Here is a 13958-nt window from a genome sequence, read left to right on the forward strand (position 1 = left end):
GTTTTGATTATCTTTAAGGAGTGGTGCCGGGAGAATTACTAAAGCGGCCAAAGTTTCCAAAAAGCTGCTGAAGGAGTGATAACTTTCGGCCCACGGTAGGTGTTTGTTGGGCATTGGGCTCTATTCTTATGGCATCTAGCATAGATTTTTCTTCTAAGGACACTAGTACGCCCGCCTCGTTAAAAGTTAGAGCTAATATTTCTTGGTCAATTATTTCTGGTTTGAAAAAGAATTTGTTTTCCGTGGTTTGTGTGACGTAATACCAAATGTCTTGGTCAAAGGTACCTATTATGGTTGGACTTCCAAGAAGGACAGCAATCTCGTTTTTACTTTGTTCACCCAGTTGAAGCCGTTCTATAAGATCAGTCCTAGGCATAAACCCGTGAGTGGTTATCCTAGGTTGGCATCCGCTTCCAAATAGAAGCATTGAAAGTGCCGAAAGGGCTATCAGTTTAGATCGATAACAGCATAGCTGACCTAGCCCTAAATTTATTAAGATGGATACCCTAGACATCATTTCGTTAATGTATCTAGTTTATTATATATAACAATGGGTATCTCCGGTGGTTAACCTAATTATAAATGATTTATTGAGTGTATAAATAGATGTGGTGGAATGGCTTGCTTACGTTTTGGGCCCAGCGAAAACTAAACAAACTCTGCGCTGCAGACATTTATCATAGGTTGGTTGTGTCATCGCGGGATCGGTTCTTATTTGAGGTGGTAGGGGTACCGGATAATCCGCAGGGAAGGTTTGAGTCGCTCATAATGCATATGTTTCTGTTTCAGAGGAGGTTGGGGGAGATCGAGTCTGGTGGCTTGCTAGCCCAGGCGCTCATGGATGCAATGTCAGACGACCTAGACCGTTCCATCCGGGAAATGGGTGTCGGGGATTTGAGTGTGGGAAAACACGTGAAAAGGCTTTTTAAGGTGGTGGATCAGAGATTCCACTTATATGAGGGTAGCCTTGATAAGCCTGAGAAGATGACTGACGCTTTAGGGGTGGTTTTTCCAGTCAAGACCGAAACACCAAGAACTGTGGAGGTTGATTTGCTGAATACCTATCTAGCTAGTTTTGCCGGGAAATTAAGTGAATACAGCGATGCGGATATAGTCGCCGCCAGTTTTTCTTTCCCAGCCTTTACTAGGAGCAATTTGTGTAAAAATGGCTAAAGATATGGTAGCGAGACCTGTTTGCATAAGCATAGTGGAAATTGGAAGCAAAGGATGGGAACGCAAATTGCAGTGGGATTCCATTTCTAGAAGGAGACTTGCAGATTTTCTTAATTTGGTGGAGTTGACCGAATTAGTGGCGAATGTGAAGGTATTGAAGAGTTCCAAGGATGCCAATGCATTTATTTTAAGTGGAGAGTTTAAGGCGTCCTTTATTCAAGAGTGTGCAATTTGTATGGGAGCAATTAGTGGCAGTTTGGAGGAGGATGTTGGGGCGAAATTTGTGCCAGTTGGTTTTCAAGTAAATAGAGAGGATATATTTACCCACTTGGATGAGGACCATCCTGAGATATATTCAGATGGAATGTTAGAGGTAGGCAAGTTAGTCCAAGATCAACTAAGTCTATCACTTGCCCCCTATCCCAAACATGAGCAGGATGAATGTGGTGAGTTAGGAGTAGGTGACGCTTGTTCCTGGGTTAATTCCAAAAACACACCATTTGCTGATCTTTCTAACTTATTGAATAGAAAGAAAAAAAATCCTACTGGGTGATATGGACTTGCCCTTCTAGGCGACTTTGATTAATAAACCTAACCGGTTATTCACTGCGGAAGGATGGGTGGTATAAATGGCAGTTCCCAAGAGAAAGGTTACGAGGTCACGTCGTGATAAACGGCGGTCGCACCATTCTTTAAGTCAGATAAATTTGGTGGAGTGCTCTAATTGCGGAGAACTGAAGCGTGCCCATCATATGTGTTCAGCTTGTGGCTACTATCGTGGGCGGGAAGTGGTGTCGGTAGAGTGACTACATGACTGAGTATGGCGGCGATTGAAAGTCGGCCTGCAATGAAACCCAGGAATCTGATAGCTATAGACGCAATGGGCGGTGATGAAGGGCCAGTTGTGGCTATCGCTGGGGCTAGTGTGGCTAAGGAAAGATTCCCAGACTCTAAATTTGTGATGTTTGGTGATGAGGCGGTGTGTCGTCCGCTGATGGCTAAATATAAGCAGCTATCTACTGACTGTGATATCGTTCATACCAGCGAGCTGATAACCCCTGATGCGAAGCCATCTGTCGCCTTAAGGAAGGGGCGGTCCTCTAGCATGGGGATGGCTATCCAAGCTGTTGCCCATGGAGAAGCAGATGCGGTGATTTCAGCAGGTAATACCGGGGCATTAATGGCTATGTCCAAGGTTTTTCTCAAGACCCTTCCAGGTATTAGTCGGCCAGCTATCGCTGGCCTTATTCCAACCCGAAGAAGTGAAAGCGTTTTCCTCGATCTTGGCGCTAATGTCGAGTGCAGTAAGCGAAATTTGGTAGAGTTTGCTTGTATGGGTACCATTTTGGCCCGGGCTGTGTTGGGGGTAGTAAGGCCGACAGTAGGCTTGTTGAACGTAGGTCAGGAGGAGTTCAAGGGTAAGAGTGACCTTCGGGAGGTCGCTCATCTACTGCGTCGCTACGAACAGCACTTCGAGTTTAAGGGTTTTGTAGAGGGAGATGATGTTGCCACCGGGACAACCGATGTAGTTGTAGCGGATGGTTTCACTGGGAATGTTGCCTTAAAAGTGATGGAAGGAGTTGCTCAGGCCTACTCTGACTTTTTGCGAAAGTCTTTACGAAGCTCTTTGATGTCACGTGTCGGAGCGATACTTGCGAGTTCTGCCTTCGAGCGGTTGAGGCTTAAAGTGGATCCTCGTCGACATAATGGTGCGATGTTTGTTGGTCTCAATGGGGTGGCGGTGAAAAGTCATGGCGGGACAGATTTGATTGGTTTTGCCAATGCAGTTGGTGTTGGAATTGATATTGTTAAGCAAGGTGTAAATGACAGAATTATTGCTGATCTGGCTGAAATAGATTTAGGTGAACTGGAGTAGTGATAAGTGACTAAGGCCTTTGTAGAAAGTGGTTGCTGATCAGATCAAATCACTGAGGATTTTCATCCAAATAATTGATATTGACCCACTTTATAACAAGGCATACTCTTTACTTGATTAAAATAGGAGTGAATACATGACGGGAAAAACCGTCACTAGGGCTGATTTGAGCGATGCCGTTTTTAGGGAGGTTGGTCTATCTAGAGATGAGTCTGGGAAGTTGGTAGCGTCAGTTTTTGAGCATATCTCAACTTCCTTGGTTAATGGAGCATCGGTAAAGCTTTCGTCCTTTGGCTCTTTCAATCTTCGAAATAAGGCTTTGAGAGTTGGAAGAAACCCAAAAACGGGCGAGGAGGTTCCAATTACGCCGAGGCGAGTTGTAGTTTTCAGAGCATCTCATGTCTTGAGAGAGAGAATGAACAGTAATTGATCTGACGGAGATAGTAGCTAACAAGCTGCAATCTTGTAAGGAAGATTAAGTGCTCTCTTGTTAGAAACATGGGAATGACGTGGTCGTACTCCGAGACCCTTAGTTGTGCTCTGTGTTTTTTTGTGGAGGATTGTGGGTTGAGGGCAACAAACAAGTCAACCGGCGCTTTTCGGACTATTAGTGAAGTGAGTAAAGAATTGAACGTCCCTCAACATGTCTTGCGGTTTTGGGAGAGCCGGTTTGCTCATATCCGGCCCATGAAACGTGCAGGTGGGCGGCGTTATTATCGTCCAGAGGATATCCGTCTTTTGGTTGGGATAAAAAACTTTCTTTATGATGACGGTTACACGATCAAAGGGGTTCAGAAGTTGCTTCGGGCGCATGGACCTCGGTTGCTGGTAGGTAGGGCTGAAGGGCAGTCATTAGTTGAGATGGATAAACAAGGTCAACTTTTTAGCGACGAAAGGACGGGTGATGGTGTTGGCGCTGATTCGAGATCCAACCCTAATCGGAAGGTGGTTCGGGAGATTATTGCCGAACTCGAAGACCTGCGTAACCTCCTAGACAAGGCTCTATGACTGGGGCGCTCGCGAGCCAGTGGTTGACAGTCAGTAAATAGTTGTTCTTACCATGATGGTCGTCGTACCATCTGGTATGTCGTGGCGGAAACCTTTCTTAATTTCTTTTGTGTGTTTTTGGGTTTGCCACCCGGTTTTTGCGGGGTACGATGAAGGTATCGTGGCCTACAACTTAAGCGATTTTGGTACTGCTAGATCTGAATTTCTCCAGTCTTCTGAGCAGGGAGATTCTCGCTCCCAATTTATGTTGGGCCGGATTTACGAGCGTGGGCTGGGGGTTGATAGGAACCCTCTGGTAGCTATGAAATGGTATCGTTTGTCTGCTGGGAAAGGCCATGCCGTTGCGCAATATACTCTTGCAATGATGCACCGAAGGGGTTTGGATCCAGCGACCCGACCGCGCTCAGGAGCAATGGGTGTTGGGGGTGTTGTTGCAACCCCTTCCCAACGGCTTGGGATTGGATATATGGAGGCCTTGAAGTGGTTTGAATTGGCGGCTGATCAAGGTCTGGCTGATGCCCAATATAATTTGGGTTTAATGTATGCAACGGGTAACGGTATTCCGGCTGATTTTATTGCCGCGCATTTATGGTGGTCGGTTGCGGTGGATTATGGTAGCGAAGAGGCTAGGAGAAAATTGGTATTGTTAGAACGTTTGATGACAGAGGCAGATATAGGAAAGGCACGTAGGCTAGCTGTTGAATGGAGGGATAAGCGTTGAGCCTTGAGGAGTCTTAGCTAAAGCTGAAGGAAAATGTTATGAGCTCTATGGCATACGATTTTGATATAATTAAGTGCCAATGTAAAAAGTTTTTTAAGCTTTAGGGGAAACGCAAACTTAATTTTAAAATCAATACGGTAGTCTTTATGAAGATTTTGTCCGTAGTATTATCCTTTATGACTTGGCATGAATATGTTGAAGAAAGTGGCTCGCCCGAGAATTGGGTCGTTGTTGGAGAAGCGGCCGAGCGGATGATAGTTAGTGGCACGGTAACAAAAAGTTATTCGACTGAAGTACAATATGGTGTCAAACATTTCTATGTGGTTTTATATAGTGGCTATCAGTGGTTGTGTGAACAGGCCACCTATCGTATTTCGTGTCGTGTTGAAACAGAGGGGCAACAATGATGTGTTTGTCTTCATAAATTTGTGGAATCCATTTGTTTTGGCCCCATGAGTAATGCTATAGGAAGGGTCTTACAAGTATTCTTAGATAAAGGCTTTTTATGCGTACATTGATAGCGTCGTTGGTAGCACTATTTTACCTGAGCGCGGGACCTGTGGTAGCCGAGGATGGTCCCGCTAAGAATGCAATGTCGTGCTCAGCACTGTATTTTGTGGCTTCTTCTTTAGTATTAACTGAGAAAGATGCAGCTAATTTATTTGTCAGTATTCAAGTTATGTTTGATGGGGTGTATGCGGCTTTTGAGGAGCAACGTCTCGGTCAGCCAATAGCTACTGACATGATTACGGAAATTAAGTCGCAGGAAGTTTTACGTCTTGGAGATCTTTATGAGCAAGAACCTAACCAGATGTATGCCTTGGAGATGCAGTGTAATGAGTGGCGAAATGGTATTTTTCCGTATTTGGTTGAACTGATTGAAAGCGATCCTTCCGACACTAACGGCAATGCCATTATGTTGAATATTCCACAAATTCCGATGGTCCCTGAGGATACAAATCCTCGTTGGGATCAGAGCAGGTATCTCGTTGATTCATCCTTTGCAAAATGGAATGAATTGGGTCGGATCACTCCTCTTCAATTAAGATAAAAAGGGCAGTTTTTTCTTTTGAGGGGGTCCTAATTTAGAGTGGTAGATAGGGCGGCATCGCGTGAGTGCCGCCCTGTATATTGCAAAATGTAACTTGGTTGAGGAGAATTATTGTGGCTGATAATAGCCTACCCCGCAGACCTGCCCAGCGACACGCGTGACGAAAGCTGTTTTCGTAAATTCTTTATCAGATCCTGTGGTCGGTCTTTGTAATTTGTAGGTTACTTCACCCGTTTCGCCGCCCTGAGCGGCATTCCATAACGCTTCTCCCAATTGATCTCCCCGTAAATTCGTCAGCGGTACTTCAAAAATATTTACGCCTATCAAATTCAGGTGGGCCGTAAGGGTTCCTTCACGATTAAAGCAGAACACATACAGGTCCTTTTGGATGAAGCCACCAGAACCTGTGGTGAATGAATTTAAGGCACGATTTTTATCCACTCGCAGAAATGCCACGGCTCTTTCCAACAGAGCGGCAGCTTCCTCTTTTGTCCCAAACTCATCTGCCAAGGACGGTAGAGAGAGGAAAGTTGAGCAAACAATAGCCAATATTAACGCCCTAAAAAGTTTCATGATGGACCTTCCTTTCATATGTAAATAATTTATTTCAAATATGGCCCATAATAACAAGAAATTGAACTGAAAGGTAAGTGGGTCGCCAGACCCTGAAATGCTTGTTATAGTTAAAGTATTGGATAATAAGTCGTGATAGCTAATGTGTATTCTTGTCGGAGCGTGGCGCAGTCTGGTTAGCGCACTTGTCTGGGGGACAAGGGGTCGGCGGTTCGAATCCGCCCGCTCCGACCAATTTTGTTTGCACTTTCGCGTAGTGCAATCGCTGGCATTAGTTTCCCACGTATAGTAACAAGAATTGGCTGAAATAGAACGAGTGATGGGTTCAAAGCGTATCAAAAGAAAAGCACGGGAGTCGGAATCGGATGCAATAATCGATCTCACACACCTATTGGGATATGGACCATTTAGGCGTGATTTATTATTGGAGTATCTGCATGCCATACAGGACGCTTATGGGTGTTTAAGCATAAAACACTTAGTGGCTTTGGCTGAAATTATTCAAATTCCCCAGGTTGAAGTATATGAGACTGCAACTTTTTATGCTTATTTTGATATTGTCGGTGAGGCAGGAGAGCAACCGCCAATCACCACGATCAGAATTTGTGATAGTTTAATTTGCTCGATGCATGGAGGAGAGAACCTTTTAAGGTCAGTTAAGGGAGATGTAGGCCCAACTGTAAGAGTTCAGAGAGCGCCGTGTATGGGAAGATGTGACCATGCGCCGATTGCGTTAGTAAACAAACGATACATAGAACGCGCCAATGGCGAGCNGATANAATCGTGTTTAGCCNGNGGTGCCAANATGAATGCCCAGCCGTTGATNGGGNNTTATCAGGGNCTTTCTTCATATNTGGCTNNAGGTGGATATNAAATCCTGAAGAAAATCAGGCGAGGNGAAAAGCTCCGTGCGGATGTTTTAGATGAGTTAGTCAANAGTGGTTTGAAAGGTCTTGGTGGAGCAGGTTTTTCTACTGGACGAAAATGGGGGTTAATAAATCCCAGCGATAATCCTCTTATGGCAGTAAATGCTGATGAAGGGGAACCTGGTACATTTAAGGACAGGCATGTATTGACCTCTGCCCCGCATCAATTTTTAGAGGGCGTCTTGATAGCGGCAGCAGTCGGGAATGTGAGAGAGGTATATATATATCTCAGAGCCGAATATCCAGACTGTTACATTATTCTTCAGCAAGAGTTGAAGGCAATAAAACAAGCAGACCTAATTGGAGATGTAGTGGTTCACCTCCGGAGGGGCGCAGGGGCCTACATTTGTGGCGAAGAATCCGCCATGCTTGAAAGCCTTGAGGGTAAGCGTGGAGAGCCTCGGCATAAGCCACCTTTTCCCACAACCAAAGGTTTGTTTGGGAGACCAACATTGGTCAACAATGTGGAAACACTGTATTGGATCCCAAGAATTTTAAAGGGAGATACTGGCTGGTCCGCTAATCATGGTAAGAGGGGTACGTCCGGATGGCGCCTGTATTCTGTCTCGGGTCGGGTTGCGGAGCCAGGAGTAAAGTTGGCTCCTATTGGCGTGACGGCTCGTGAGCTGATTGACCAATATTCAGGCGGAATTAGTGATGGACATGTATTTAANGCCTATTTGCCGGGGGGTGCTTCTGGCGGATTGTTGCCTGCTTTCCTGGCAGATCTTCCTTTAGATTTCAATTCGCTCGACGACTACGGATGCTTTGTTGGCTCTGGTGCACTAATTATCTTAGGNCAGAGAGATTCAATTATTGATGTCAATCGAAACCTAATGAAATTTTTTGAGGATGAGAGTTGTGGTCAGTGTACCCCTTGTCGTGTTGGCTGCACCAAAATGCTTGAACTCATGGCGCAGCCAAAATGGGATAAAGAATTNATAGGCGAACTAAGTAATGTGATGGCCGATGCTTCCATTTGCGGCCTTGGGCAAGCNGCTCCCACGGCTCTTCTCAAATCCCTTCAATTCTTTGATGATGAGTTACCAACATGACTAGTTCAGTCAGTTTTACAATTGATGGAAGGAAGGTTGAGGCTGCTCCCAACGAGACCATATGGGACGTTAGTAGACGAGTAGGTTCTGATATTCCGGTACTGTGTCATTCTCCATCGTTTGGCTATCGTCCAGATGGAAACTGTCGGNTGTGTATGGTGGAGATCCAAGGAGAGCGTGTCTTGAGTTCGTCCTGCAACCGCAGACCGGAACCAAATATGGTTGTCGTCACTGATAGCCAGAGGGCAGAGTCGGCGCGCTCAATGGTTCTTGAATTACTTATGGCGGATCAACCCGTTTCTGCATCTGCAAGCATTCCAGAAAGCCAAATTCAAAAGTTNGCTCGCCAACGAGGTNTGGTACAGAGTAGATTCCCTGAAGGTGGAAAGCTCCCGGCTGATAATACTCACCCGGCTATATCAGTTAATTTGCAGGCGTGTATCCACTGTACGCAATGTGTAAGGGCTTGTCGCGAGGTTCAGGGGAATGATGTTATTGGTATGGCCAATAGAGGTTCCGAGAATATCATTGTCTTCGACATGGATGATAGGCTGGGGGATTCTAGTTGTGTGGGCTGTGGGGAATGTGTTCAAGCCTGCCCAACGGATGCTCTATTAGAGCGGGGTATTCAGGCGACTGAAAAGGCCGAAAAGTTCGTCGATAGTTTGTGTCCCTACTGTGGGGTAGGCTGCCAAGTGCGCTATGGGGTGGCGGGAAATCGCCTGGTTTCTGTGGAAGGCCGTGATGGACCGGCGAATAGGGGTCGCTTGTGCGTTAAAGGAAGATTTGGGTTTGACTATGTGCATCATTCAAGTCGACTCATTCGGCCGCTAATCCGTAAAGCAGGGATTAAAAAATCTACAAACTATTTGGNTAATCACGGGGTTATTGAGGAGCAGTTTCGAGAAGCATCTTGGGAGGAAGCATTAGACTGTGCCGCTAATGGTTTAACAAGAATTCTCAGGGAACATGGAAGCGCCNCGCTTAGTGGGTTTGGTTGTGCGAAAGGTTCCAACGAGGAGGCATACTTATTTCAAAAGTTTATTCGGACTGGATTGGGCACGAATAATGTGGACCACTGTACTAGGCTTTGTCATGCAAGTTCGGTGGCTGCTCTCATGGAAACCATAGGTTCGGGGGCAGTTACGGCGCCTTTTAGTGAGGCCTTGAATTCAGACGTGCTGTTGGTTATTGGAGCAAATCCGGCCCAGAATCATCCGGTAGCAGCAACGTTTTTTAAGAATGCCGTAGATAACGGAACGGCCCTAATAGTGGTGGACCCAAGAGGGCAGGTATTGAAGAATTATTGTAAGCATATGGTGCGTAATAAGCCAGGTACAGATGTCGCGTTACTTAATGCAATAATGCACGTAATCATCAAAGAGGAAATTTACGATCAAGAGTTTGTGGCACAAAGGACGGAAGGATTTGTAGAGCTGCGGGAGCACCTTAAGAGGTTTAGCCCAGATAGTGTTGCGGCGCAGTGTGGTGTTGATCCTGATCAAATAGTGGTGTGTGCAAGAGCCTTTGGAAATGCCAAGAACGCAATGATTTTCTGGGGAATGGGAATCTCACAGCACATACATGGGACAGATAATGCCCGGTGCCTCATTGCATTAGCATTGTTGACAGGCCAAATCGGTCGACCAGGGACGGGTTTACATCCGTTAAGAGGGCAAAATAATGTGCAAGGGGCTTCGGATGCCGGGCTGGTGCCGATGTTGTATCCAGATTATCAGTCGGTATCGGATAGCCAGTCTCGGGAGTTTTTTGAAAAATTTTGGGACTGTAAACTAAATCCCAAACCAGGTTTGACTGTAGTAGAGATTGCTGACGCAGCTCATGATGGTACGATTAAAGGCATGTATGTGATGGGAGAAAATCCTGCAATGTCGGATCCTAACCTAAATCACGCCCGTGAAGCCCTTAGTCGGTTAGAGCATTTAGTTGTGCAGGATATTTTCTTTACCGAGACAGCTTCTTTTGCTGATGTGATACTTCCTGCGAGCGCGTTCCCCGAAAAAGATGGCACCTTCACAAATACGGATCGTAGAGTTCAGATGGGGCGGAAAGCTATCAATCCGCCAGGCGAGGCGCAGCAGGATTGGTGGATTATTCAGGAATTAGCTAAGAGAATTGGCCTGCCGTGGAGCTATGATGGTCCTAGCTTTGTGTATTCAGAAATGCGCAAATGCATGCCGTCCATTGCTGGCATTAGTTGGGAGAAGTTGTCTCGGGAGAGCGCCGTCACCTATCCCTGTCTTGAAGAAGGTGACCCAGGAGAAGAGTTGATCTTTTCAGACTCTTTTCCGACCCCTGATGGTCGAGGCAGATTCATAATTTCGGATACTGTGGCACCGGATGAGGAACCCAATGAGGAATACCCTATGATCCTCACCACTGGACGTAAATTAGAACATTGGCACACCGGAGTGATGACCAGGAGGTCAGAAATTCTTAACCAGCTCGAACCTGAGGCAATGTGTGAAATGGCTCCTTTGGATATAGAACGCCTTGGTTTAACAGTAAATGAGAAGGTTAGAGTGACTAGCAGGAGAGGGGCGATTGAGTTGGCTGTTAAGGCCTCCTCCCTTACACCTCCAGGGTTAGTTTTCATCCCTTTTTGCTATGCGGAGGCAGCGGTAAATTTACTGACTAATCCAAAACTTGATCCATATGGAAAAATTCCAGAACTGAAATTTTGTGCGGTGAAAGTTGAAGCTATACATGTTTCTTAATTTAGTGCCCGAATGGGCGCGGGCTGGATCAGTGAATATAATTCCTCAAAAATCGGCTGTTTTGGGGCATGGGAATTTTTCGGTTAGCACGTAATAGGAAAGTATCCCTATTGATATAGAATTGGGGATTGTTGGGTATTTCACGATATAATCTAACAAATTTTCCTCTAGCCAGGCTGTACTGAGGGCGGCAGTGTGTGGATTGCAATACAATTCTCGGCCCTCGTTTTTAAGTAAGGAAATATTTGCTGACTCCAGTCCATGAAGAAGACCTCTTAAATAAATTCCTAGGAACTTCTGTTTCCTTGAATCTCCCGTTTTTGTGATTTCCAGAAATAATTCTTTATCCATGTGAGAAGCTATTGCGGAATTTGTGAATTGTAAGAAAATCAAGAGAAGAAAAAGTAGGTTTTTCATTGGGAGATCAACTCCCCATTTGAAAGATCCCATTGCCGAATATTTTGGTCGCTTCCTGCCGTAAATGCAGTTTGTGAGTCGGGGGAAAAGGCAACGGCCCAGATTGCAGAAGTATGGGCTTTAACTTTTAACTTTGTAGTGAAATTTTCCAGATCCCAGAGAATTAGGTATCCATCCCCATCCCCAGATATACTTAGGAGTGAGTTGTTGCTTATTTCCAGAGATGTAACGTAATTCGAGTGGTCGGTAAGTCTCTCTAGTTCGATGCCAGTTTCCAAGTCCCATAATCTGACTGTTTGATCAGTGCTAGCGGATGCAGCCTTTCCACTACCGCCCAGATAGGAGGCCGCATTAACGCTGTGGGTGTGTCCGCGGAGAACTTTGATAGTATTTCCGCTGTCAATATTCCATAAACGGACAGTGTTGTCATAACTGGCCGATAGTACCGTCTTTCCAAGAGGACCATATTCCACAGCCATTACGTTGGCGCGATGGCCTCTCAAGGTTTGAGATACTTTTTGGGTTCTCATGTTCCAAATTTTCACAGTATAGTCCCAGGACGCCGATGCTAAACTGGCTCCATCAGGTGCGAAATCTACTCCATAGACTGCATCTTGGTGATGGATCAACTCGTTTATCTTCTTGCCAGTAGTTAAGTCCCATAGGTAAATATAGTTGTCCCAACTTGCAGAGGCGAGGAGGATCCCATTAGGGGAAATCGCTATATCATTAATACTCATAATGTGACCATCGAGTATCTGAAGTGGCGTATGGGTTGAGGTATCCCAAGTGCGAATGCTTGTATCCCAACTGGCGGAGATTAATACTTTCCCATGATTAGTTACTTCTAGATCATTGACAAAGCCTTCATGACCTATCATATCGCAATTTCCGTTTGAGGTGGCCAGAGTAAAAAGGCTTATAACCCCAATAAATTTCCCATGGTCGGCCACAAACTTAAAAATTCTTCTGAGATTAGAGAAAATGTTTTTCATTATGGGACAGAAGTCGTGCGGTTCTCATTTGTTTGCTAAAGGTCCTGGGGTGCTCTTTTTTTTCTTCTTCAATCTATAAGTTCGATAAAATTAATGCTTGGGTCTTTCTTTATTTTTTCTAATAGGCCTGTTTCCCAGTCGAGATAGGCTTTCATTTGTCTTTCCTTTTCATCTGGGCCATAGTCATAGGGAAGTTGGTAGACATCATTGCCTTGGCTTATCATCCGTTCGGAATCGCTGCTTAAGTGATAACCAGCCTGTATCCAGCTTTCAGTTCCACCTTCCAGAAGCATTATTTTTGCGTTGGTTTTGTTTACTAAGTCTTGGCAGGCTAATGTAGCCAGCTTCCCGTCAGGAGATGTTAGGATGAGTAAGCTACTTTGTGAAAACTCAGCCAGATATCTGTCTAAATCTGAACGGATTATGAACCATGAGCCTGGAATATGCCCGTTCTTGTATTCACGGCTATTGGCAAAATCTAAAATAGTCTTGGGTGTACCACTTGGCATCTCCGACAGTGCGCGTGCGCTGATAGATTGGGCGAAATGAGGTAATCGTTCTTTTTCTGGTCCTTCATCATGGACAAGACTAAACTCTTGATAGTCGGTATCCAGAACTAAAACATTTCTTCGGCCCATTTGAGCTAGCCAGGAAGCGGTCATCCTTGATCTGGTTCCATTATCACAAGTCAAAACAACTCGCGCTCTATGGGTCCCTATGAACTTATCTGTGGCCTGAACAAGCTGCCCTCCTGGAGCACTACGGGCTCCAGGCAGATGTCCTGCACAAAACTCTTCAGGTGTACGAACATCTAGAAAATAAAGTGTATGTTGTTCTGACTGGTCTTTAAGTTTTTGAAGAGTTTGCCAGCTTATCAACTCCAGCTGAGTTCGTCTGGCTACTTCAATGGACGATTTCACTGACCAACTACGGCCTGTTGCGTGAGTTTTTGGAAGCAAGGTTTCCTGTCTAGTGGCGAGAGGAAGGCCAGCTAAATGCCATCCCATCGTACCATTTTCTAATGCGACAACGTCATTTTGCAGTCCGGCGTTGATCAGTGATTGTGCCCCAATAATGCTCCGAGTTCTTCCTGCACAGTTTATTACCACGAGTGTCTTAGGATCCGGTGCCACTTCCTGAATTCGGTGGACGAGTTCTGCACCAGGAATATTGATTGCGTTTGGCAGGCTCATTCGAAAAAATTCATCTTTTGGCCGGCTGTCAAGCACGACTACATTCTTCTTAGTATCTTCGAGAATCTGAGATAGATCCGCGGGGCTTATGTGGGGCGTCTCATATTTCTCTTCGATATATTCGCCAAAGGCTTTACTAACAACATGGATCCCTGAGTAAAGAGAAAATCCAGCTTCTTTCCATTTTGAAATTCCGCCTCGTAAGATTTTAAGATTTTCATATTGCTGTTTG

The 13958-nt window shown here is 45.3% G+C and carries 16 protein-coding genes and 1 tRNA gene; 12 read left to right on the plus strand and 5 right to left on the minus strand.

Features of this window, described 5'->3' with window-relative positions; all coding sequences use genetic code 11:
* Nucleotides 1–13 precede the first annotated feature (13 nt).
* Nucleotides 14–517, minus strand: coding sequence for a hypothetical protein (locus CMM32_01270; GenBank protein MBT05540.1), 504 nt, complete (start codon nt 515–517; stop codon nt 14–16).
* Between the two features lie 89 nt (nt 518–606).
* Between CMM32_01270 and CMM32_01275 the strand changes: the two genes are divergently transcribed.
* From CMM32_01275 to CMM32_01315, 9 genes are all read left to right on the plus strand, one after another.
* Nucleotides 607–1173 carry a hypothetical protein gene (locus CMM32_01275; protein MBT05541.1) on the plus strand — a complete coding sequence of 189 codons (567 nt, stop codon included), beginning with the start codon at nt 607–609 and terminating at the stop codon, nt 1171–1173.
* A complete protein-coding gene (locus tag CMM32_01280; protein ID MBT05542.1) occupies nt 1166–1726 on the plus strand; it encodes a hypothetical protein in 561 nt (186 codons plus the stop codon). The genes CMM32_01275 and CMM32_01280 overlap by 8 nt, the downstream gene beginning before the upstream one ends.
* Nucleotides 1727–1802: 76 nt before the next feature.
* The gene (locus tag CMM32_01285; GenBank protein ID MBT05543.1) at nt 1803–1979 is read left to right on the plus strand and encodes a 50S ribosomal protein L32; all 177 of its coding nucleotides are present in this window, start codon (nt 1803–1805) and stop codon (nt 1977–1979) included.
* A gap of 41 nt (nt 1980–2020) precedes the next feature.
* Complete coding sequence (locus tag CMM32_01290; GenBank protein MBT05544.1) at nt 2021–3049, plus strand: phosphate acyltransferase; 1029 nt, start codon at nt 2021–2023, stop codon at nt 3047–3049.
* Between the two features lie 136 nt (nt 3050–3185).
* Entirely contained in the window at nt 3186–3479 is a 294-nt protein-coding gene (locus CMM32_01295; protein MBT05545.1) for an integration host factor subunit alpha, read from the plus strand.
* Nucleotides 3480–3553: 74 nt separating this feature from the next.
* Nucleotides 3554–4057: a MerR family transcriptional regulator gene (locus tag CMM32_01300; GenBank protein ID MBT05546.1), complete on the plus strand. Its 504-nt coding sequence runs from the start codon at nt 3554–3556 to the stop codon at nt 4055–4057.
* 52 nt (nt 4058–4109) lie between these two features.
* On the plus strand, nt 4110–4778 hold the full coding sequence (locus CMM32_01305) for a hypothetical protein (protein ID MBT05547.1): 669 nt from the start codon (nt 4110–4112) through the stop codon (nt 4776–4778).
* Between the two features lie 146 nt (nt 4779–4924).
* Entirely contained in the window at nt 4925–5185 is a 261-nt protein-coding gene (locus CMM32_01310) for a hypothetical protein (protein MBT05548.1), read from the plus strand.
* 98 nt (nt 5186–5283) lie between these two features.
* A complete protein-coding gene (locus tag CMM32_01315) occupies nt 5284–5829 on the plus strand; it encodes a hypothetical protein (protein ID MBT05549.1) in 546 nt (181 codons plus the stop codon).
* 108 nt (nt 5830–5937) lie between these two features.
* On the opposite strand, the gene CMM32_01320 is transcribed toward CMM32_01315, so the two are convergent.
* Entirely contained in the window at nt 5938–6402 is a 465-nt protein-coding gene (locus CMM32_01320) for a chemotaxis protein (GenBank protein MBT05550.1), read from the minus strand.
* Nucleotides 6403–6558: 156 nt separating this feature from the next.
* On the opposite strand from CMM32_01320, the gene CMM32_01325 reads away from it, so the two are divergent.
* The 3 genes from CMM32_01325 to CMM32_01335 all read left to right on the plus strand — a co-directional run bounded on the left by CMM32_01325 (nt 6559) and on the right by CMM32_01335 (nt 11121).
* A tRNA-Pro gene (locus tag CMM32_01325) sits at nt 6559–6636 on the plus strand.
* 85 nt (nt 6637–6721) lie between these two features.
* Nucleotides 6722–8383 (plus strand): NADH-quinone oxidoreductase subunit F, encoded by a 1662-nt coding sequence (locus CMM32_01330; protein MBT05551.1) that lies wholly within the window; start codon nt 6722–6724, stop codon nt 8381–8383.
* Complete coding sequence (locus CMM32_01335) at nt 8380–11121, plus strand: formate dehydrogenase subunit alpha (GenBank protein ID MBT05552.1); 2742 nt, start codon at nt 8380–8382, stop codon at nt 11119–11121. The genes CMM32_01330 and CMM32_01335 overlap by 4 nt, the downstream gene beginning before the upstream one ends.
* Before the next feature lie 45 nt (nt 11122–11166).
* Here the strand turns inward: CMM32_01335 and CMM32_01340 are convergent, their stop codons facing one another.
* The 3 genes from CMM32_01340 to CMM32_01350 all read right to left on the minus strand — a co-directional run.
* A complete protein-coding gene (locus CMM32_01340) occupies nt 11167–11538 on the minus strand; it encodes a hypothetical protein (protein MBT05553.1) in 372 nt (123 codons plus the stop codon).
* Entirely contained in the window at nt 11535–12533 is a 999-nt protein-coding gene (locus tag CMM32_01345; GenBank protein ID MBT05554.1) for a hypothetical protein, read from the minus strand. Before CMM32_01345 ends, CMM32_01340 begins: the two co-directional genes overlap by 4 nt.
* A gap of 68 nt (nt 12534–12601) precedes the next feature.
* The coding region (locus CMM32_01350) for a hypothetical protein (GenBank protein MBT05555.1) at nt 12602–13958 on the minus strand (1357 nt) is incomplete at its 5' end.

It is taken from the genome of Rhodospirillaceae bacterium (assembly GCA_002728255.1).
In the GTDB taxonomy this organism is placed as follows: Bacteria; Pseudomonadota; Alphaproteobacteria; order UBA7887; family UBA7887.